The sequence below is a fragment of the uncultured Thalassolituus sp. genome (genome assembly GCF_950066645.1).
GTDB lineage: Bacteria > Pseudomonadota > Gammaproteobacteria > Pseudomonadales > Oceanobacteraceae > Thalassolituus.
In genome coordinates, this window is the sequence record NZ_CATMFB010000005.1 from 196422 (window position 1) to 218147 (window position 21726).

Annotated in this window: 11 protein-coding genes and 2 tRNA genes; 11 read left to right on the plus strand and 2 right to left on the minus strand. The window is 53.8% G+C overall.

The features are described from left to right. Window positions 1-6 precede the first annotated feature (6 nt). The 11 genes from Q1L85_RS06635 (at window position 7) to Q1L85_RS06685 (ending at window position 21408) form a co-directional block, all read left to right on the plus strand. Window positions 7-1857 carry a hypothetical protein gene (locus Q1L85_RS06635; protein ID WP_300427260.1) on the plus strand — a complete coding sequence of 617 codons (1851 nt, stop codon included), beginning with the start codon at window positions 7-9 and terminating at the stop codon, window positions 1855-1857. 2 nt (window positions 1858-1859) lie between these two features. Continuing rightward, the gene (locus tag Q1L85_RS06640) at window positions 1860-2255 is read left to right on the plus strand and encodes a GPW/gp25 family protein (RefSeq protein ID WP_300427258.1); all 396 of its coding nucleotides are present in this window, start codon (window positions 1860-1862) and stop codon (window positions 2253-2255) included. A 15-nt stretch (window positions 2256-2270) separates the two neighbouring features. Beyond that, window positions 2271-4499, plus strand: a complete 2229-nt coding sequence (locus tag Q1L85_RS06645) for a putative baseplate assembly protein (RefSeq protein ID WP_300427257.1) — start codon at window positions 2271-2273, stop codon at window positions 4497-4499. Further along, the gene (locus Q1L85_RS06650; protein ID WP_300427255.1) at window positions 4499-6868 is read left to right on the plus strand and encodes a phage tail protein; all 2370 of its coding nucleotides are present in this window, start codon (window positions 4499-4501) and stop codon (window positions 6866-6868) included. The genes Q1L85_RS06645 and Q1L85_RS06650 overlap by 1 nt, the downstream gene beginning before the upstream one ends. 11 nt (window positions 6869-6879) lie before the next feature. Continuing rightward, complete coding sequence (locus Q1L85_RS06655; RefSeq protein WP_300432649.1) at window positions 6880-7776, plus strand: hypothetical protein; 897 nt, start codon at window positions 6880-6882, stop codon at window positions 7774-7776. 52 nt (window positions 7777-7828) lie between these two features. After that, window positions 7829-9553: a hypothetical protein gene (locus Q1L85_RS06660; RefSeq protein ID WP_300432651.1), complete on the plus strand. Its 1725-nt coding sequence runs from the start codon at window positions 7829-7831 to the stop codon at window positions 9551-9553. Between the two features lie 10 nt (window positions 9554-9563). Next, entirely contained in the window at window positions 9564-13274 is a 3711-nt protein-coding gene (locus Q1L85_RS06665; protein WP_300426742.1) for a hypothetical protein, read from the plus strand. A 3-nt stretch (window positions 13275-13277) separates the two neighbouring features. Continuing rightward, complete coding sequence (locus tag Q1L85_RS06670; protein ID WP_300426740.1) at window positions 13278-14840, plus strand: hypothetical protein; 1563 nt, start codon at window positions 13278-13280, stop codon at window positions 14838-14840. A 13-nt stretch (window positions 14841-14853) separates the two neighbouring features. After that, a complete protein-coding gene (locus tag Q1L85_RS06675) occupies window positions 14854-16776 on the plus strand; it encodes an ATP-binding protein (RefSeq protein WP_300426738.1) in 1923 nt (640 codons plus the stop codon). A 106-nt stretch (window positions 16777-16882) separates the two neighbouring features. After that, a complete protein-coding gene (locus tag Q1L85_RS06680) occupies window positions 16883-20434 on the plus strand; it encodes a DUF4157 domain-containing protein (RefSeq protein ID WP_300432654.1) in 3552 nt (1183 codons plus the stop codon). A 2-nt stretch (window positions 20435-20436) separates the two neighbouring features. Beyond that, the gene (locus Q1L85_RS06685; protein ID WP_300426734.1) at window positions 20437-21408 is read left to right on the plus strand and encodes a lipopolysaccharide assembly protein LapB; all 972 of its coding nucleotides are present in this window, start codon (window positions 20437-20439) and stop codon (window positions 21406-21408) included. Window positions 21409-21489: 81 nt separating this feature from the next. Here the strand turns inward: Q1L85_RS06685 and Q1L85_RS06690 are convergent. After that, window positions 21490-21565 (minus strand) — tRNA-Lys (locus Q1L85_RS06690). Window positions 21566-21650: 85 nt separating this feature from the next. Continuing rightward, window positions 21651-21726, minus strand: a tRNA-Lys gene (locus Q1L85_RS06695).

Below are 21726 nucleotides of genomic sequence, written 5' to 3' on the forward strand. Positions count from 1 at the left end.
TGACGTATGAACAGTCAGCATAAACTCCACGACGTTATCCTTAAGCCTGCATTCTTCGAAAATAAACGCCAGGCCACCTTACTTCGTTATCTTGACGCCGATTTTATTGCGCGTTTTCAGCAGGATATTCAGCAACAGCGTTTTTCGGGCATCCAGTTCAGTGAATGGCAGGAAGAAGAACGCCACAGCGACTTTGACGACCGCCCGGTATTACGTCTTCCCACCCACCGGGCCTTTCATATTGTCTGCTGCGAAGTGGCATGTAACCGCCTCGGAGAGCCTGCACTCGATCCCGCGAAAATCGCATCCTCAGGGTTTGTGATCCGCAGAGAATCTCTGGTAAAAATTCCGCTCAGAAACAAGGAAGGTGACGGTTTTACGCAGGATATTGCGGAGAAGAAAGGGGTTTTCAACAGGCTGACGCTGAACCAGAAAAGCGATGCCCGCAGCCGCGGTAAACCGCAATTTACTCAGGTGAAAAAACAGTTCGGCTGGATTCTGGAAGATGGCGAAGCAGTAGGTTGGCAACATCGGGGGTTGCTGAAAGATGACCCCGATCTTAGCCGTCGTCTGTGCCGCAACGGCGTGCTTCATCGCAACAAAGATCAGAACACCTACAGCGGAGAAGAAATTCACCCTCTTCATCCACTGAAAATAAAAGATAAGCAGGGAAAATGCCGCACACTTCTGTTTGGCTATGTACCGCTGGGTGGATTCTATTACGAACGCCAACCCGAACTCAGTGACGATGAAGCCGAAGAAATTAATCAGCTATCTATCGCCAACCTTCCCTGGCCATTTGGCTATAAATCTGGTGTTCCAACAGAGGGTTGGAACAGTGACGATGGTCTGCAGGTCAACCGTGGACGGCCTACAGTGGCGCTTGCCACTATGCTGTCACAGCTCGTCAATCGCTATCATCTGGGTGAAGAAAATCTGCCTGATAATTCAGGGCTTCAGCAAGCCTGTGACCGTCTGAATTTTTATAATCCCGATCTGTTTTTTCAGATGCCCGTGCTGCCGGTTTCATTTTTTTCTTCCTTCTCAGGTGTGAACGAAGTATTTCAGCAAACGCTTAACGCCGGCACTCTGTCATTGCAGTTTGTCTCTGCGGGCCTGAGTCTTGGGCAATATCTGAAAGACTGCTTCGCGCAGAAAGAAAATAACCCTCTGGTACGCTGGATCGCGGACGTCGAGGTACTCGCAGACAGTGTTGGAGGCATCGAAAATCTGCCTCAACTCCCACCCTTGCCCAACGCCGACGGCAATGGAGTGCTCAGTTATTCACTGTCAGTATCAGAAAGCGATGCCGAGTTACTACGACAACAGTTGGGTGCCCGCCTGCGCAATCTTACTCTGGCAACAACCCGTGAAATTCCACTGCCTAAGTTCGGACAGGGCCGTCAGGATAACTATCGGATTATTCCATTCCTGCGTTCAGTGACAGATCAGGGTGGAGAACAGATCACCTGGGCTGATCCACTCGCTCAGTCGGATTTATTCCGTGTGGCTGCCAGTTTCGATCCGATGGCCAGCCGCCCTTCTCTGATCCCTATGCCATCTCTTAAAGACCTGAAACGAGGTATGGCCAAAGGCGCAAGTATTCTTACACCCGGGGACACCTTCGCACTGGTCAATGCGCTGAAGCTGAAAAAAGGCGTCAGTGAAGACACCGTCAATATCGACACCTCAGTAGCCTCAACTGTGCAATGGATCTGCTCGTTCAGTCTTCCAGTCGTGACATTAGTGGCCATGATCCTGCTGATGATTATGGTCTCTCTGCTGAACATTATTTTCTTCTGGATGCCGTGGGTAAAAATCTGCCTGCCGTTTCCTTCGATACCGAAAGGACGATGATCATGAGCCCACGCGCCCCTATTCCGAACATTATCAGCTGGCCACTGGGTGGAATATCTGACGAAGGGCAACTCGCCTGGTCAGAAAATGACGAGAGCGTCCGTGAAAGCATGCTCAATATTCTGCTCACCCGGCCCGGTGAAAGACTTCAGCGTCCCGCTTTTGGCGCAGGGCTGTCGCGTTTTATTCACCAGCCAAATAATGAAACCACCCGCAATCTGATTGCCGGTGTTGTCCGCAAATCACTGACGGTCTGGGAGACCCGCGTGATTGTCGATGGTGTTGATGTCAGCCAGGTCAGCGGAAGTCTGGCAGAGGTACACATCAATGTCCGTTATCGCCTGCGGCATAACCAGGTCCCATCGTCGCTGGGACTGCGCCTGAATCTCGGCGTGTAAGGAGGATCGATTACCATGCCGTTACCTGTACCTAATCTGGATGACCGCCGCTTCGATGATCTTGTGACCGAAGCCCGAGCCCGACTGGCAGGGCACCTGCCCGAGCTGACGCAGGTCGGCCCGGGAGACCCGGTTCATGCTTTTATTGATCTGTTTGCCTGGCTGACAGAAACCATCATTTATCGGGCGAATCTGGTTCCGGAACGCCAGCGCCGCGTGTTTCTCAATCTGTTGCAGATACCGGTACGGGCGGCGGTTCCTGCTCGCGGTTTTATCTGTATTGATGGCAGCCCGACCAGCACCTCGCTGCCGCCATTAGTCCGCGACGGCAGCCAGCTCCGGGCTGGAAAAATCGCACTGACCACACTTGGGGAACTCCAGCCAACCTGCCTCAGTGCTCAGATACTGGCGAAGGTACTGCTGACGAAAGACGAGCTGGCGGATCTGAATATTTCGCTCCAGGACCTGCACGAGCAGTACGGTCTGCGTCGCGGCCAGATCCCGCAACCCTATCGGTCACAACGCTATCTTCCAGGCAAAGAGACTCTGACGCTAAGCAATACCCTCGACAACAGCCTCTACCTTGCCTGTATCGCCCCGAAAGCACTGGCCGGGCAGATGACGGTTCTCAGAGAGTCACTCGCAGGGTTAAGACTCAGCGTCGCTATTGCGCCGGCTGATAACGTCGTGGCGGAAGAGGCTGAAATAATCAATAGCCGTGAAGATATTCTCCCGCGACCACTCAAATGGGAGCTGGTTGCTCCCGGTGCGGATGGCAGTACGCGCTTTCTGCCCCTTGAAGTCATGTCAGACACCTCTGCCGGAGGCCGTAATGCAGGCGTCGTCCGGCTCAAGCTGCCGCAGAACAGCGATCTGTTTGCGAGCTTCGCTGAAGCCGATCCTATGTTTAACGGTACCGATCTCCTGCCGCCCGCACCGGAGGATGAAGAAGTCGCCGGGCGTGTTGCCTTCTGGGTTCGTCTGCGCTGCCCGGATGAACCGGATCTGGAACTTGGCTATCTCGGCATCAATGCCGCCGAAGTCATTACACAGGGACTCAGAGAAGACCTGTTACTGACCACCGGCACCGGTCAGCCCGAACAGATTGCACAACTACCCGACACGGACATCGACCTGAACTCTGTCGATATTCAGGTGGAAGAAAACGGCCGCTGGGTGTCTTGGACAGCACTCGACTTCACCTCCGGTCAGGGACCTGAAGCGAGAGTTGTACGACTGGACCCCGCAACAGGCTACCTCTACTTTGGTGACGGATCAGGCTCTGGCAAACGCCCACCCCGGGGGGCGCGTATCCGCGCAGCGTCGTATCGATATGGCGGCGGCAGCGAGGGAAATCTGCCTGCTGGCAGCGTGAAAGAATTAGTCGATGGCAGTAGCCGCCTGCGCGTTCGCCATGACTGGCCTCTGACAGGCGGAAGGGATGCTGAAACCCTGACACAGGCAGAACAGCGGATTCCTCAGTTTCTGACACACCGGAATCGCGCTGTCACCAGCGCCGATTTCCGCACTCTGTGCCTGAATAATCCGGTCAGCCCGGTTGCCAGAGCCGAAGTGCGGGAAGGTTTCCTGCCGGGTTCAACACTGGCTGCGGCACAGCGCGATGTACCGGGCGCCATCAGTGTATTTGTTCTGCCGCCGGGCGAAGTGAGCGTAAACCAATGGCCGCGCCCCACCCGAGGGTTACTGAAAGATGTCTTTAACTACCTGATCAACCGCGTCCTGGTGGGCACGGAGCTTTACGTACTCAGTCCCCAGTTCGTTCCTATGGCTGTCAGTGTACTCGTGACCGTCAGCGATCCTGGCACCGAGCAGGAAACCATGAATCAGGTGTCAGACGCTGTCACCCAATATCTCTCTCCTCTGGCACCCGGAGGCAGTGATGCACAAGGCTGGCCTTTGGGTCGGGCCGTGCGGGCCAACGAACTTCTCGTTCAGGCTGCGCGGATTCCGGGGGTTCTTTCGGTGGCTGGTATTGCACTCTTTACTCAGGCAAAGGATGAAGACGGCCGGACATTCTGGCGACGCCTGACGGCAAACGAAAGCCTGGTACTGGACGACTATCAGTTACCACAACTTGCCGGCATCCACGTCGGTAGTGCTCGTGACAACAGCACGGGGGCAGGCGGATCAGCGATTCCACCTCTGCCTCAGGGAATGCGCAACCAGAACAACGGCGACTCAGAGCATGGGGTTGCCGTACCTGTGATACCGGATGTCTGCTGATGGATGCGAATAACACCCCCTATTTCCTGCTTCGCAGTGCTGATGAATTGCGGCAGGGATCGAGCCGGATGGAGTGGCACCCACGCCATCAGACTCTGACATTACGCCAGAAGCAGCAGTTGCGTCTGCCCTCGAGTCAACCTGATGCAGGCCTGACTGCCTGGGAGACAGCAACGCCTATGGCGGTTGACGAACATTATCAGGTTGCCCGTCTTAACGAAGATGCAGACAAAGTTATCTTCAACAGCGGTGGGGGATGGCAGCCTCTGAAAAACGACCTCAAGCAGGAAGTTGAGACGCCCGAAGGTGCCCACTTCACTGATATGGCGCTCAGCCAATCCGGCTTACTGGCCCTGCCGTTTTCAGATGATGCGGACCTTCACGGCCTCACCCTCTTCCATCTGGGCAAACGCTGGTTAAGCCGTTGCAGTCTGCCTGAAGCACCACGTCGCGCACTGATTGATCCCGGCCAGGGAATCTGGTGTCTGTCTGAAGGCAGCCTTATGTTCTGTGAAGGATCACCATTACCAGCCCCCTATGCAGCAGTGCCGTCACGCTTTGAACCTGAGGTAGTAAACCCCGGGGAACTCGCACATCGCTGGACTCAGACATTACCTGCCGGCTGGCACGGCCTCGCTCTGGCCTGCGTAGAATCTAGTCTGTGTATCCTCGCGCACAATGGCCTGGGGCAACAGATTATCCTCTGTCGTCCGCTGGACGCCGATCCAGAGGCCTCTATCAGCGCTTACGAGATTGACGAAGCCTGCCCGTTCGCTGTCGATATGGCGACGGCAGATGGCAGTCGCCTGGCACTATTGGCTCTGCCCGATCCGGGCGACTCTGATTTCCGTCAACGCGACTGTCCGGTGGTCAGCCTCGTTGCTGGTGACGATACCGACACAGGCAAAGCCATCCTGATTTATGAGCGTTATCCCATGCTCGGACTGGCTCAGCCGCGCTTTGCCAGCAGTGCCGATGGGCAGCTGCGCTATCAGGCTCCGGAATCTGACGAATATCCAGGCTTCAGTCCACGCCCAAGAGAACTTCATGCCCTGCGCCAGCCACGCTATGAGGAAAGCGCCTCAGCTCTGCTGAAAGAAGTGCTCGACTCCGGCGCACCGGGCACAACCTGGCACCGCCTGTATCTGGATGCCTGCATTCCAGCCGGATGCAGTATCCGCATTGCAGCTCGGGTGTATGACGATGCCGACGCCCGTGGGGCGACAGACATTCTGATGCAGCCTGAAGCCGTGTGGAATCCACTGCCGTCGGAACTCGCTTATCAGCCCGCTCTGTCAGGGTATGAGAAAGGACGTCGGGGGCTGTTTGAAATACTGCTTCAGCGCCCCGAAGGACCGGTGCGGACCATGAATGGCCGCTATCTCCAGCTACAGCTTCACATGACCAGTAATGGTCGGACAGCGCCCGCAATTCACGCCATCCGGGTATATGGACCGCGGTTCTCCTATCAGGAGGCGTACCTCCCCGAGCTTTTCCGTCAGGAACAGACCGTCGACCCTGACAACAGTCGCGGGGCGGCAAACGGGGCAGATGTCCGGGAGCGTCTGCTGGCAGGTTTTGAAAGTATTCTGACACCGCTCGAAGGCCGTATTGCCGCCGCAGAGCAATTACTGCACCCGGCAACGGCACCCAGTTCAAATCTTGGCTGGCTGGCCGAAACGCTGGGCAGACCTCTCCCTGCACAATGGCCTGAAGCCCGTAAACGCCGTTGGCTCCAGCACCAGACCCTGATCCAACAATACAAAGGGACGCTGCCGGGACTGAATCTGGCCCTCGATATTGCCACCGACGGTGGCGTCCAGAAAGGTTCTGTGGTCATTGTCGAAAATTTCCGGCTGCGCCGCACTATGGCAACCGTTCTTGGTGTGAGTATGGATGACAGCGACCACCCTCTGACCCTGGGCACTGGCATTTCCGGCAACAGTATTATCGGCGACAGCCTTATCCTCTCGGACATGAACGCCAGAGAGTTTCTCACCCTGTTCGCGCCGGAACTGGCTGACGAAGACGAACGTATTGCCGTCGCTGCTTTTTTTGAAAAATACGCGCACCGTCTCAGCATTCTTCTTCACGGCGATGCCCGCCAACAGCGACACGAAGTTGAAGGACTACTTGCCGATCAGCTTCCTGTACACCTGCAATGGCAGATTATCGAAACTCAGCACCCATTCATCCTCGGTACGTCACCCTTGCTGAACGTCGATACCTGGATAGAACCCCGCCCGGCTGACGTCCGGGTAACCGTTAATGAAACCCGTATCGGTCGCGAAGGAGTGCTGGTTAATCCACTGGCATTTTCTCCCGCCGATATTAATCACCGCCAGAGCTCTGGCGGCGCGATGACCTGAAGGAGGCCGGTATGGCTGATATGGACGATCTCCCGACATTAGAACAGGACGATCAATTGGCAGAACCGCTACGCCGGGTTTCATACGAAGCCGGCATGATGCTTGGCCTGGAAGCGACCCGCGACGAGCAGGCCTATCACCGTCGCCGGCTGACGCGTCATCAATACTGGTTACAGGGCTTTGGCACCCTGGCTGGACTAAATGTCAGTATGTCGCCTGAGTCTCATGCAGATGCAAACGAAAACACTCGCGTACGGCTTCATGTCAGCCCCGGAATCGCCATCGATGGCCTGGGCCGGGAAGTCATGCTGCATGAGACTTACTGCATCGATCTTCGTCAGTGGCTGGATGCCCAGACTGAGGCCAGTCTGCTCGAAGGCTATGACGGTGGCCCCGGACATCTGTGGCTCAAAGTCACTATCCGCCATAAGGACTGCGCACTCGCCCGGCAGCCTGTGCTCGCACGTAAACTCAACCTGAGTACAGACGCGGTACAACCCAGCCGTACCGCAGACAGCGTTCAGTTAGAGCTGATTCCGGAGCGCCCCCCCACAGAAGATAACCGCTATCAGCCCTGGGCAAGCCATGTCCCGGTAACAGATACCCTGCCCGTTCTGAGCAGCGAAGAAGATGCCACTCTTCAGGCAGCGACCGCTGCCAGCGCTGCGGCTGGTGCGCAACTGGCGCTGCACGCTCGATTACTGCATGCCCTGGACGGAAACGGCCTGAGCACCCGCAACCTCGCGGATGAACTCGAATCCGGTGCCCGACTTCTGTTGGCCCGTATCCGCCTGGAAGTGAGCCAACCCGACGACATCATCGTTAACCCCGAGCGTATTCAGATCAACAATCTGGTGCGCCCTTTTATCGCCACTGCCAGTCAACTGGCCTGGTTACACCGCCAGTAATGCATCGGGATACGGAATTTACCGGGGCACAAGCCCCCGCAAGGAGTGAGACATGACAGAGATTCTTTTCCAACCACTGGGAAACCCATTGGCCGCCAGTCGCCCACTGGAAAAAATTGCCGATATCGACTCGCGCCTCAGTCGCACCCATTACTTTGATGGACGACTGCTGACGGCAGAAGATCTGGAGCGGGATCAGGTGTATCTGGATGAGCGCCTGCGCGAAGCTGGCAAAGTCATTGGTGAGGGGGTAGCAGCAGGCCTGGAGCTGAATTTCGATTTCTATTCCGGGATTCTGACACTTTCTCCAGGTAGCGGTATTACCCGCCTGGGACGAATTCTTCAGCTGGATGAAACCCTGACCGTTAATGTCACAGACTCAGCACTGATTTCACAACTTAATGATGGGAAATACCGTCAGTTTAATCGCGGCCTCTATGCCGTCGTACTCAACTATACCGAAGTAGCGACCGATCTCGCCGAGATATTTCCGACAGATCTGGTCAGTAAGCGAGGTGCCGATTACGCATCGGTGACAGAGGCCGTACAACTTGGATTGGTTCCTCTGCCTCTGCCGTTATCTCAGCAGGATGCCCTGCACAGTCGCGCCAGTCTGATACGTACGTTACAGGATAATGAGCTGGTCGATTCGCTGATTCCGGGTGACAGTCTGCCCCTGGGAATTCTTGCTATCCGTGATGATACGCCGCTGTGGCTCGACAGCGAATTGTTACGACACCCGACCCGACAGCACAACGATACGCGCGCACAACGCGAAGATCTTTTCCGCCAGTATCGCCAGTTATTTAACGATGTGATGGACTATCGCCGGTCAGCGTCTTTATCCCAGAATTTTGCAGCTTCTGAATACTTCAGTCTGATGCCCGCCTCGGGCCCAATGCCAAAAGCCTGTGTGGATGCAGAGCGTGGCGTTCAGAGTTTTTTTCCTGATCATTTCAATGTTCATGTCGCCCCCGTGCGGATGGCTGAAGTGGATCTGTTAATTCGCGAATCTCTGCACTTACCCCCGCTGGACCTGAATTCGAAAGATGTTGTCGATGTCATGGTGCTGGTGCCATTGACCAACAACCGCTTCGGGCAATACGCCACACAACTGGAACGTAGGACTGAATTACCCGAGCGTCGCCTCAAGTCGACAGATCCTCTGCGACTCAGCTTGTACCCACGACCTGCCCCCCACGAAATAGATACCGATGCCGATACCTGGCGCGAGATTTTTGCAGTCAGTGAGCAGGAAAATATTGTTTATGTCCGTCGTCCTGCACGCGCAGCCGAGACCCGCGTCAGCGGAATTGTTATCGCAGACGGTTTCAGCGATCCCGTGGGGTCGCCCCCGGTCGATGATTACGTACCACCGGTAGACATCGATGGTCCGGGCTATGACGACGGCGAAGCATTCCTGAATTACTTTAACCTCTGGTCGGTGGTCGAATATCGCCAACCGAAAGGAGAGCGGGAATTCGAGGCATACCAGAAACTCACCGAAAATTACGGCCGTAAAGCTGAAACCGTACAGTGGATTCTGTTGCTGTTGATCCGTATCAGCCCCTGGTTTGACCCGATTCTATGGCGCACCCTGCTATTGAGCGCCGAGCGCGAAATGCTGGATAAGGTATCGAGTGAGCTGTTCGCTAACGACGATGGGCATCCCTACAACACCGGCAACATTCTCTACGGGCTTCTCAAAGATTCAGGAGCCGATGATGCGCTGATGGAGGATGTAAAACAACTGACTGAAAAGGTTACTCCGGTCTGAGGAATCGCCCATGACTATGATCTCATTACACCGCCCCGTCGTCAGTCATCCTGATTTAAAACGTCTGCATTTCTTTGCCGGACGTCACTTAGGTGAAGACGAATTCGATCAGCGCCAACAATATGTAAAAGCCCGCCTGGCGGCGTTGCTGACATCCGAAAACGCTGGCGTATTATCCGGTTTAAATCTTCAGTACCGGGATGAATCCGGACCAGCTGATGAAATAAATCTGATCGTCACCCCAGGGTCTGGAGTGACCCCAGAGGGGATTCCGCTGACGCTACGATCTCCGCTGCGGTGTAGCTGGCAGGAACTGCTGAACGATTATCTGGATAAATCTCAGGCCAATAATGTCGCCGGCGTGTATTACCTGACTCTGCACCAGGACGACGCCAGTATCGACCCACCCAATGCAGACCCGTGCCAACGAACCGCCTTCGATCCGACCCGGGATACAAGGCTGGTATCTATGGTGTCTTTGCGCCTGCAGCGCCTGTCAGTCACTCAGGAAGAAGTCAGATCCAAACCGGGTAAACAGCTTCAGAACGAAATCTGCGCCATGCGGGTTGAATCCGTGCCACGCTATTCTTTCTCCGTCGTACTTGGCTTAGTTGCCTTTGATGACACCAGTGACGGGGCAAGACTTGAGTGGATTTCTGAGGCTGCTGGTCGTTACTACGCGCACCCGGACGCAGGCTACTTCGCCTTACAGAACCAGACCCATATTGCGTTAGAACATCTGATGCGCAGGTATCGGGATCTCGTTCCGCCTCAGTCGCTAGCGGATTTTCTGCGCAACCAGTTCACCCTGAGCTACCTGCCAGCGGCAGGCCGCCTGCCGCTGGCATGGCTTGAGGATATTGCCGGGGATCGCCCCAGCGTCGTGGGCCTGCCCGCTCACCTCGGTATCGATATGATTCCGGTCTCAGAAGATACTCTGGACGATTTAATACAAAGACACCTGCCTCGGCGGGTGATTGACCTTAAGCGCTCTGCGGGTGACCGGATCCGGCTTGTACTGCCGATGAAACGTTCGGTTTACCGGGCTGATATTCTTGATAAACCAGCAACCGACGCCCGTCTGGAACAGGATATTTTTACTTACTGCCAGTCCGCTTACGTGCGCTGGCTGGCCTGGTCCGAAGCCTTCCGGGATCTTTACTACGTCTCCGACGATGTCGTACTGGATGCTGACGAAAAGCCATTAAATAGCGAAGACATCGACGAACTGGACCTCCCAGAACCGACTCCACCGCCCGCATTGCCTGCCCAGATATTCAGCCAACTGAAAATCGCCGCCGGAAAAAGGCTGGGTATCGCGTCACAAAGCCTGCCCCCTCCTTACGACAAGGAAGCTCCCGAACCAACAAAGGCTTTTGATACCTGGGCACCAAAAAACAGCGACGGTGTTAATACGCCGCCCTCTCCCGCCGAGCGAACCCGCTATGGTCTGCTCGGTCAGTATAAAGTTACCGAAAATGTTCTCGATACACTCGAAGAAAAAATTCGGAAACTGCGTACACGCCTTGAACGTACGCGCGATATTCTGCTGTTAAAACGACAGCAGCTGGATTCACAGACTGTCTCTCTGGCGGCACTTGCTGGCGGGGTCGCCGGCGATGGTAAGGGCCTGCAGGTCGCGCGCTGGCTACCTTACGCCACGCTCAATACCGATATGGTGCCCGAGGAAACCAGCAGCGCCGCAGCAAAAGTCGACTCGGCCGCAGCACCCGCGTCCACCAGCGTAAAAGCCAACACGACAGAACGTACCAGTACCGCAACAGAACTCCGCCTTGCAGAATACAAAGGGCTGACCGACGATCAGATAAAAAGACTGGCAATTAAAGAGGCCTCGTTACGCACCGCAGCAGAAATCACCTCGCCTGTAAGCAAAGAAACTGTTTTCACTTACTCTGCACCGGATAAATATTCCGCCTTCGAACAGGGAATTAACCAGGACCGCCTGAGCAGACTGCAAGCACCCAAAGCAGCGGTAAGTAAACCCGCATTTAATACCAAAGAATTCCGCTTCGGGGTCATGGATCACATCAGCCCGGACGTCAGCGAATACAACAAAACCTTTTCGGGTATGAAAGATCTGCTTCAGACCATTGATGATCTGTTTTCCGACGACGATGAATTCAAGGAAATACGTCACGATCTGAAGCTGAATAAAAGTGAAAGTGGCTCGGAAGCTGTCGAAGATGAAGATGTTCTTAAACTCCGTTCACCAACGCAGCTCGCTGAAGATATCGATACTGCACTGAACGAGTACCTTGACGACAACGCTGATGAGGAGCCCAGGAGAGAACATCTGCGCGGACTGTTTGCAAACCAGAAACGCTATGAAGCGCTATTCACCGCTGGCAAAGTGCTCACGCGCTGGATCAGTATTATGGAATCCCGCTATAACACGCTGGAAAACAGCCTTCAGCAAGCTCTGAGGAAACAACAGGCGCTGATTTCCCGTCAGGAAAAACGCAAAGTCGAAATTATTCAGAGCCGCCATAAACTGCGTCAACTTGATAGTATTGCTGACGAAGCACTCGGTGATTACAGCGTCGCTCAGCAATTGCTCGACGAAGACTGGCAGCGGGTCTTCGCCGCCAATAATGAGCGTACCCGGATACTCACCACACAGGTTGAAAGCCTTTGGTATGTGAGGGTACGTCAGACCGAAGTCTCCCGGCGTCTGCCTGACCCTCTCCCTTTGCGCCGGGATAACCCTGATGATCTGGTTCCCGGATGTGAGCCAGACGCCGACGCCGAACTTCCTGATGCCCTGCTCACTTTCTGGAAAACTGTGCGTGAAATTCCGCTCAGCAACTGGAAAGCTACGGCCTCACTGAAGCCCCGACTGATGGCAATGGCCGATGGTGGACTGATTAAAACCATGCGCGAAACCCGGCTGAATAATGCGCTCCCATTGTTTGCCGCCAATAAGGTCACTCAGTCTTTCAACAGCGGTAATATGGCGCTGCGCTCAACCTCAGACAGTGCAGCCTTTACCAACATGGCGCAACAAAGTCAGAAGCGGATAAGTCGCTGGGCCGCAGTGTCCGTTCCCGAAAACCTGCTGCAGGTTCGTCCGGCAACTATCGCTTCTGTTCTGTCACTGGAAGATATTCAGAATCACAGTAATCGTCGCCTTCGTCATGCAGGGCGTGATCTGCTGGAAAAACTGGAGCAGTGCCAGATCTGCCTACAGGATACACTTGCGGCACTGCCGGGTTCTGTGCGTCTGCGCTGGGGGCAGCTCGCCGAAGATAACCGCTTGCCGGTTGAAGCAATCAGCCGTTGGCCGGGGTTAAAACTGGCTGAAGAAAGCAGTTTCAACACCACCCGGACCCTTGCCGAGCTGATCGACTGGTGGTTCAGGCAATTGATTGAAGAGGCAGATGAAGACAGCAGGCAGACCATGCGGGATATGATTCGTGCCGCAGTCATTTATGCCTCGCTTGGCAATCCTCAGGAAATCGTTCGCGGTACGATTTCGGCGGCCCCTGGGTTATTCCGTGCGGGTGAGTTTTTCCGCGTTGCGCTCAACCGCCAGGTTGTTCCCGGAAAAGTCCTGCAATTATTAACGCACGAACAGGAAGTCGCCGCGGAAATCACCGTCGAAGAAAACGACGCCGAAGGAACGCGGGTACGCATCAGCAAAGTGCTGCGCGAAAGCATAGAGTTTTCTGCGAATGTGTCAGTGATTGGCAGGGTGCGGTGAGTTATGTTTTCACGCTCAACGACATCCACCCGGATACATACATTGCAGGTACGGGCGCCGCAACACTTACAGAGTCAGCTTCAGCGTGACCTGGCGCTGGCAGACTGGCCCGAAACCAGCAGTGAACGCATCATTTTCATCCGGCGTCTGGAAGTCTCAGCCGACGCTGATGAAATAACGGAAAGACTGTGTGCTCTCGCCCGTCAGCACATCGAAAATCACGACTTTGGAAATAATGCAAAAAGTTTCTCATGCCAGAGTACGATGCTCGCCGAACTCCTTCTTGATGCTGCACGTGGAGATCTTGTCCGACATTGGTACTGGCGCAAGTGGCATCAGTACCAGCACCAGCCCCGAAGTGCAGCGATACGTCAGATCTGTGAAGAATTTCCAGCCTCTGTCGGTCATGCATTATCGATACTCTGTCAACGGAATCAGGTTGCGCAGTTCATGCAACAACTCTCGGGTGACGACTGCGTCGCTATTCTCGCCACTGTGACTGCAAGTCTGGGTTACTCCCACCCAACAGAAAGGATTATGGGAAGTGCTCATCACCCAGTATCTCCTGAAATACTCCAGACAATTAACCGTCATATTCCACGCGCATTGGCAGAACAATGGCGCAGGCAGGTTTCGCTGCCTCAATGCAGTATCGAACACTGCTACCTGATTGCTTTTATCCTCGCTCAGCAGTTTTTGCCGTTGATGCTGTTACAAAGCCCTGATGAAATACTTTCTGTGTTAGGCCTGACGCTGTTACGCCCTGCCGACTTTAAAGCTGATACAAATAGACAGTTCGTCGAGTACCGCTCAAACGACAGTCGTCTGCCAGACATATCAGAACGCTCGGAAAAGCTAGCTGGTGAGGGCTTCGATGCCTCTCCTCGTTCTGTACAGAACGAACCTGGAACAGCGCCTGTGCATCCACGGGCAACCATCAGTCTGGACTCGACACTATCCCCACCTTCTGACACCACTTATTCTGAACGGCATACCTCACACCAGCAAGCAGCAGAAGAATCAGAAAATGAGCCCTTGGCTTTGCCAGAATGGTTGAACTCCATTGATGAAATCTCCTACCCACAGTTTTTCAGTCGTCGCGCGGGCGTTTTCTTTCTGCTGAATTTTCTCAACCGCACGCCAATCCAGAACCTGATGAGAGAGCAATGGGCTGAATTGCCCAATGGCTGGTGTTGGCTGCTGGGGCTGGCAGAACTTCTGGAGCGTCCAGAACTGTTTTGCACCGACCCTGTTTACGACTTTATCAGGGCACAGGCCGGCCTGGAGCCTTCAATGCTATCAGTTCCCTTGCCTGATCAGGGGCGACTTCTCGAAACAGGAAGAGAATTTTACGGTGATGAACTCTGGAATTCAGATCTGTTCGAATTGCACGCAGACATCCGTGACACACCCGACCAGATCACCATAAGCGCAGCGATAGAATCCGCCAGTGTAGAGCTACGCCTCGCCGGTCTGGATCACACACCAGGCTGGCTGCCCTGGCTGGGACAGGTCGTCCGTATTAACTTTGAACCCGGGTACTCTCCGGGACGATCACAGCCTTAACAGGGGGAGTGCCATGAACGATCTCGCCTTCATTAAAGCCCGGACTCCGGCCTTTCCCGAACTGAGAGAATGGGCGCTGACAGGTTTTGAACTGTATCTGAAGTTGCTCGATCCGGAAGACTCATCAGATACTTCGTCATTCAGGGAGTGGTATTCCAAAATATCAGACCAGGAATCAGAAGGCCCCGCTGCAAACCTGATACGCACTCAGAAATACTCTGCCCCTGAGATTTTTATTCTTTTTCTTGCAGGTCTGGCAGAAAGCGACGCGGCAGTTTCATTTCAGCTCGCGGAATTACATCAGCCTGGACATACGGGATACCTTAGCGTCCATCTGGCAACGGATATTGCTCAGGCTCTGTTCCCCGAGAGCGCGTACTGGGATGCGTTAGATATTGAAAGCAGTGAGCTTATCGAACAGGAAATCCTCACGCTTGAGGGAGAAGGCCCACTGCCCTTGCAATCATTAAAGATAAACAGAAATTTCTGGAGCCTGTTAAGGGGCTCGGAACGCGCCTGGCCTGGATGTCGCTTTATTAATTCTGGTCAACGTGACCTGTTACCCGACAGCGTAAAGACCGCCCTTCCCCGGCTGTCATCTGATCTGAACGATCATCAGAGTATTATCCTGCGCGGACAACTCAACAGCGGTCGCAGCATCCTGGCTGCCGAAATTGCAAAACTGTTGGGACTCAAAGCCATCGAGGCCAGCAGCAAGCAATGGAATGAAGACCCTTCTTTCAGAATAGCCAGCGAACTGGCCGAGTGGGTAGTTGTGACGTCTGCTGCACCTTCGCCCGGTGAAAGTACGTTGATACGCCCTCCTGAGGGAGATCAGAAGCTGATTGTGATTACCGGGGAATACGCCAGTATTTCTGGAACCCGAGGCGTAGACGTTCACATATCCGTACCAGCGCAGGACCAGCGCTTACGTCTTTGGCAACAGGGTCTGAAGGACACCGAGATCGCCAGAGACATGGCAGCACATGCACGCCTCAGTGGACCGACAATCCGCGAACTCGCCAAAAAGCTTGCTGAACAATATACACACTGTGAAGAGACCAATTATCGCGACATCATCAGGAGTTTACGTAATCACGTGTCCACCGGCTCGATGTCGCAACTCGGACACTTGATTACCCGCTCTGTGCCAGAAGGAGCCGTCGTATTTCCTCCTCTGATCACGTCACAGATTCATGAGCTGATTCATCGCGCCAGAAACCGGGAATCTCTGTGGTCTTCTCTGGGGTCCAGTATGAAAGCGACCGAAAACACAGGTGTAAGAGCATTATTCGTGGGTGACAGTGGTACCGGCAAAACACTCGCCGCCAGTTACATAGCCAGTCAGTTGGCTGCACCGCTATACCGGGTCGACCTGGGAGCAGTGATGAACAAATATATTGGTGAGAGTGAAAAGAACCTCGGCCGCCTGCTCGATGAAGCCGCAGCTGCAGACTGCGTTCTGCTGTTTGACGAAGCAGACTCTGTCTTCGGGACGCGAACTGATCCCCGTAGCAGTGGCGAACGCTTCGCAAATAATCTGACAAATTATCTGCTGTCCAGAATTGAAAGCCATCCGGGCATTGTCATCCTCACCACGAACCATAAAGACCGGATCGATCCTGCTTTCAACCGCAGGCTCGAAATTATCATCGACTTCCCCCTGCCTGGATTTAACGAACGCCTGGCCTTGTGGAAAAGCCACCTGGGCGACCGTTCGCCCGACGACAACATTTTGCGAAGCCTTGCCAGCCACACTGATCTTGCGGGTGGACAGATTCGTAATGCCGTCCTTACCGCCGCCGCACATCAGGCAGGTCAAACTGAGGCCATTTCTGCAGCTGTACTGATTACGGCCATCAGTCGTGAATACCAGAAGCTTGGGCGCAGTCTGCCAGCCGCACTACAGAACCTCGGAGGCGAGCATGGAATCTAAAGCGCTTAAGAAGCCCTCAAAAGCGACCGGAGCAACTCCTGCTCGCCGGAAGTCTTCAGATAAGGCCAGGAAGCCTGCTTATCTGCAAAAGAAGTTACAAAAAAAGATGCAGGTTAGCGATCCCGGCGACAGTGAAGAAAAAGAGGCGGATCGCGTCGCCGCTGATGTAAAACGTAATATTTCATCCGGAAATAACCAGATTGCCACAGCTGCTCGCAGCGTTGGTAGTACGGGGGCAGGAATTAAACGGGCTGGGGAAGAAGAGGCTCAGGCTAAGCTCTATCGTCAGGAAGAAGAGGAAGCCGTTCAGACAAAACTCTTCAGAGCTGAGGAGGAAGAAGCGCAGACTAAACTTTATCGTCAGGAAGAAGAGGAAGCCATCCAGACAAAACTCTTCAGAGCTGAGGAAGAAGAAGCACAGACAAAACTTTATCGGCAGGAAGAAGAGGAAGCCGTTCAGACAAAACTCTTCAGGGCTGAAGAGGAAGAAGCGCAGACCAAACTTTACCGCCAGGAAGAAGAGGAAGCCGTTCAGACAAAAGCCTGGAGAAGTGAAGCCAAACAGGAAAGTGAAAATAATGAGTCTGAGCTTGATGCCGTCGAAGCCCGGATTGCACAGACCCGAGGAAATGGTCAGCAGCTCCCCGAGAAAATTCGCAACCAGATGGAACAACAGTTTGGCAGAGACTTCTCAGGGGTTGTCATTCACTCGGATATGCAGGCAGATGAGCTTTGCAAAGAACTGAATGCCCGCGCATTTGCTATTGGCAATGATATTTATTTTGCTAATGGTGAATTTAATCCTGACTCAGAGCGCGGACAGGAACTGATCGCCCACGAACTCACCCACGTCGTCCAACAGGGGAAGTCTGTAACGCGGAAGATCTACAGAAATTCCCAGAGCACTGGAAATCGGCAGTCCACAGGTAACCAATATACTGTAAGTGCAGGAACCTTTGCTGGAGCGGTCATTGATCAAACCCCCGGAGCTAAGAAACTCAGTATTCCCAAGTTGAATGTCCCCGCACTGAAGAACAGAAACAGCAGCTTGTTCGGAACAACGGTTAATATAAGAAAGGGACGGCGCCCACGAACTACCCAAACGACAAAATTCCGAGAAGCGGTAGCTACATCTGCAACCTCCAGGTTAAATACAATGACCACCCAGGCCAGTCAAGCTGGAGCCGCCGAAACTGATCAGGCGACAGGTGAGACCTTTTATTTCTTTAAGCATTCAGATAATTCTCAGATGCTTCTATTCGGAAAACCAGAAGATATTAAAACGCGACTTGAAATACCCATATGGGATGATTCAGGACAAGGCACCAATTTTCAGGTCGACCATATTCTTGAGATGCAGCTAAATGGTGAGGACGATAAGGATAATTACGAACTTCTCGAAGGTGACGCCAATATGGGAGCAGGCAGAGCCATTGCAGCTGAAATCCGGGAAAAGATCAAAGGCACACTGGGAGCTCTAACGACAGAGTACCCGAACGCTTCTCTACCGACAGAATCCAATTGGAGCAAAGTTAAGCGATCGCATCAGGTTAGTTTTGGGGGACTTGATTGGACTCTTCCCCATGATGGCTCGGCAAATGGTAGTCGATACTGGTCACTGTCTGATATTACCACTGGCAAGCATGTTCAAAAATTACAACCTATGACCCAGGCTGAGCGCCAACAGGTAGGCGCAGGAGGGCCCCCTATTATTTATCCATCGGAACAGGGAGGAACCCCGCTTCCAGATATAAGCACCCCAAAAGATAACTGGATCCCAAGAGTTGACCTGATTAATTGGGCACCCCTGCAAACTGTCACGAATGGTAATCTGGGCACACTGACGATCAGTGCGTTCAAAGCAAAGACAGCAGCGAACCGGCAAGTTGGTACACCACCTGATTATCCAAATCAGGACTGGAACGTGAAGAAGCTACCTGGCATGAATGCCGGGTACATTGAGTCGAGCAGTTACACCCGCGGAATACGCAATAGCCTCCGTCTTCCAGGCATGAGCCCGATAGAGCTGGACTCTCTTACTCTGTCATCGGCTGGCTTCGAGGCCGACGGACGCGTCCTGCCAACGGTCCCATTGATAAGTCAGGCAGATGTCCGAATTCGAATCAGCGGGACTGAAGTTCAGGTGTACAAAACATTTTCTCTGGAAGAATTAAACGTACCTTCACCCTTTACTGTAGACAACTGTGACCTGACGGTATTCTTCAGCACGGAGCGAGGCCTTGGAATAGAAGGACGCGCTGATTTTTCTGTAGATAAAGTTGGTAGCGGCTATCTGGGAGCTGCAGCCAGTACTCAGGGGGGATTTGCTTTAGAGGGTGGATTTGATTTCGACAGCAAGCTGTTTGACCGGGCAAGTATTGAACTCTGGTACAAGGAAGATCAACTGGGAGGCCGGGGTGAAATTGGTATAGATAACCCAGGAAAAATCAAAGGTATACGGGCAGCAAATCTATCTATGGAATATAAAGAGGGAGATTTCTCTGCAGAAGGCACTGTCGACCCTGATATTCCCGGAGTCCAGCAGGCCGGGCTGACAGTCGATTACTCTGAAGAAGAAGGCCTGACCATAGGTGGTAGCCTGCAACTTTCAGCAAACCCTGCCATCCGTTCCGGCTCCATCGAAGTTAAAGTGAATAAACAGGGAGAGGAATGGAAAGTCAGTGGTGAAGGTACGGCGCAGCCGGCAATTCCCGGCATCGATTCCGAACTGACCGTTGGTTACGAAGACGGCGGCTTTAAAGCAGAGTTCAGCGGCGCTTTTCAGCGTGGCATGCTGTCCGGGCGTGTCATGGTGGGAATAAGCAACCGTGCCGTCGGTGAAGATGGCCAACCCTCAGGAGATCCCCTTCCCGGTGGTGAATTACTGGTGTACGGCTCAGGATCTGCGACGATACAGATTGCCCCCTGGCTGCAGGGAACCGCGGGTGTCCGTTTCGATCCTGATGGTGAAGTCACTGTGTCTGGTGAGATTGGCATTCCCGACGAACTGGAAATTTTTGCACGAAAAGAAATTAATAAATCCATATTCAGCATCGCCGTTCAGGCACCCATCATTCCTGGAATCGTTGCCGAAGTTGGCGGTGGCCTGAGTGCAACGGCCGGCATTGGCCCTGGTGTTATCGACGAATTGCGTATCGGAATTGAATACAACCCCGCACGCGAAGAAGACACCAAAGTCACAGGTGACGCACATCTTAAAGTGCCTGCTGATGCGGGGCTGCGCCTGTCAGTGAGAGCAGGTATCGGACTGGGCATCACAGGTGCGAGTGCCACAGGGGGCCTCGATATCGGTGGCACACTCGGAATTTCCGGAGCGGCAGAAGCCGGGGTACACATTGACTGGACTCCCGCCACCGGACTGGACCTGACAGCCAATCTCTCAGTCTATGCGCAACCGAGTTTTACCTTTGATATTGGCGGTTATGTCAGTGTCCGGGTATTTGGTTTCAGCGTATATGATGATCGCTTCCAGTTTGCGTCCTATACCTTCGGCTCTGATTATCGTTTCGGAATTAAAATGCCCGTTCACTACCACGAAGGCGAGCCTTTCGATATTTCGACCGATGATATTGAATTCGAAGTACCCGACATCAACACCAATGACCTGCTTAAAGGTCTGATATCAAGGATTACCTGACCATGACCTCTGAACTACTTCATGAAGGCGTTTCTGCGTTGTCGCAGGGTAAAACAGGGCACGCTGAACAGTGCTTTCGCGGCGTTCTTGATCAGGACCCGGACAATGCCAGTGCCCACAATAACCTTGGATTTCTGTTTGCGCAGCAGGAGAACTGGCCTACCGCATTAATACATCTGCGCTCTGCCCTCTCCATTAATCCGCAGTCTTCAATGACTCACTGCAACCTTGGGCAGGTGCTGATCGCTACAGGGGACGTAAACGAAGGGATGCAGCACATCGATGAGGCGGTAAAACTGGACCCGGCAAACGCCATTGCCTGGGACACCCTCGCGCGCTTCCGGGTACTGGCCGGTGATTACACCACAGCGGAGTATGCCGCGCAGAGAGCGGTCAGCCTCGCACCGGGCCACAGTGCCTTCTATGTCCGCCTTGGAATCGCTCAGGCCGCTCAGAAACGCTTTGAAGAAGCGCAACGCCAGTATCGCATGGCAATACAACTGGACGCCTCCCAGAGCGAAGCCTGGGCACAGTCGGGTATTGCCTCATTTCTGATGAATAATCTGGGCGATGCACGAAGCGCTCTCAACCGGGCGATAACCCTCAATCCGACGGATACCAATGCCAGACGCCACCTCGCACTTGTTGACCTCTCTGAGGGGGATACAGCACAGGCTATAGAGCACTTTTCGGCGATTCTGAGGCTGAGTCCGGAAGACGATGCCTGCAAGCTCGAGCTGGCGGTGGTAATGATTTCGCTGAAACGAAACTCCGAGGCGCGGACACTGCTCGATGATGTCTCGCCAGAATACAGGCAAGTACCAAGATACCGATACTACGATGCCATTCTGCTGCGACGGGAGCACCGTGATGACTGCGCGTTCGGTATACTCAACAAGCTGTCTCAGACAGACAATGACTACCAGGCTCGCGCCGGGAAACTACTGGAAGAAATCAGGCAGGTTCATCACTGATGAAGAGCGCGTGGAGATGTAGCGCCTGTCTGAGGAGCAAAAAAAAAGCTGAAGATTTCTCTTCAGCTTTTTCGGAATAAGTGGTGGGTCGTGCTGGACTCGAACCAGCGACCAATTGGTTAAAAGCCAACTGCTCTACCAACTGAGCTAACGACCCCCAGTTGCTGTGCATTCTAAAGAATACTTTGAAAATGTCAACAAATTCAGCAACTTAAGTCCTTATGCCACTTAACGTGTGGAAGTGGTGGGTCGTGCTGGACTCGAACCAGCGACCAATTGGTTAAAAGCCAACTGCTCTACCAACTGAGCTAACGACCC

What these genes read in the sequence shown, in the direction of transcription:
- Q1L85_RS06645 (WP_300427257.1), top strand. Translation starts at nt 2,271, where the DNA reads ATGCCGTTACCTGTACCTAATCTGGATGACCGCCGCTTCGATGATCTT.
- Q1L85_RS06675 (WP_300426738.1), top strand. Translation starts at nt 14,854, where the DNA reads ATGAACGATCTCGCCTTCATTAAAGCCCGGACTCCGGCCTTTCCCGAA.
- Q1L85_RS06635 (WP_300427260.1), top strand. Translation starts at nt 7, where the DNA reads ATGAACAGTCAGCATAAACTCCACGACGTTATCCTTAAGCCTGCATTC.
- Q1L85_RS06680 (WP_300432654.1), top strand. Translation starts at nt 16,883, where the DNA reads ATGCAGGTTAGCGATCCCGGCGACAGTGAAGAAAAAGAGGCGGATCGC.
- Q1L85_RS06685 (WP_300426734.1), top strand. Translation starts at nt 20,437, where the DNA reads ATGACCTCTGAACTACTTCATGAAGGCGTTTCTGCGTTGTCGCAGGGT.
- Q1L85_RS06670 (WP_300426740.1), top strand. Translation starts at nt 13,278, where the DNA reads ATGTTTTCACGCTCAACGACATCCACCCGGATACATACATTGCAGGTA.
- Q1L85_RS06640 (WP_300427258.1), top strand. Translation starts at nt 1,860, where the DNA reads ATGAGCCCACGCGCCCCTATTCCGAACATTATCAGCTGGCCACTGGGT.
- Q1L85_RS06660 (WP_300432651.1), top strand. Translation starts at nt 7,829, where the DNA reads ATGACAGAGATTCTTTTCCAACCACTGGGAAACCCATTGGCCGCCAGT.
- Q1L85_RS06665 (WP_300426742.1), top strand. Translation starts at nt 9,564, where the DNA reads ATGACTATGATCTCATTACACCGCCCCGTCGTCAGTCATCCTGATTTA.
- Q1L85_RS06655 (WP_300432649.1), top strand. Translation starts at nt 6,880, where the DNA reads ATGGCTGATATGGACGATCTCCCGACATTAGAACAGGACGATCAATTG.
- Q1L85_RS06650 (WP_300427255.1), top strand. Translation starts at nt 4,499, where the DNA reads ATGGATGCGAATAACACCCCCTATTTCCTGCTTCGCAGTGCTGATGAA.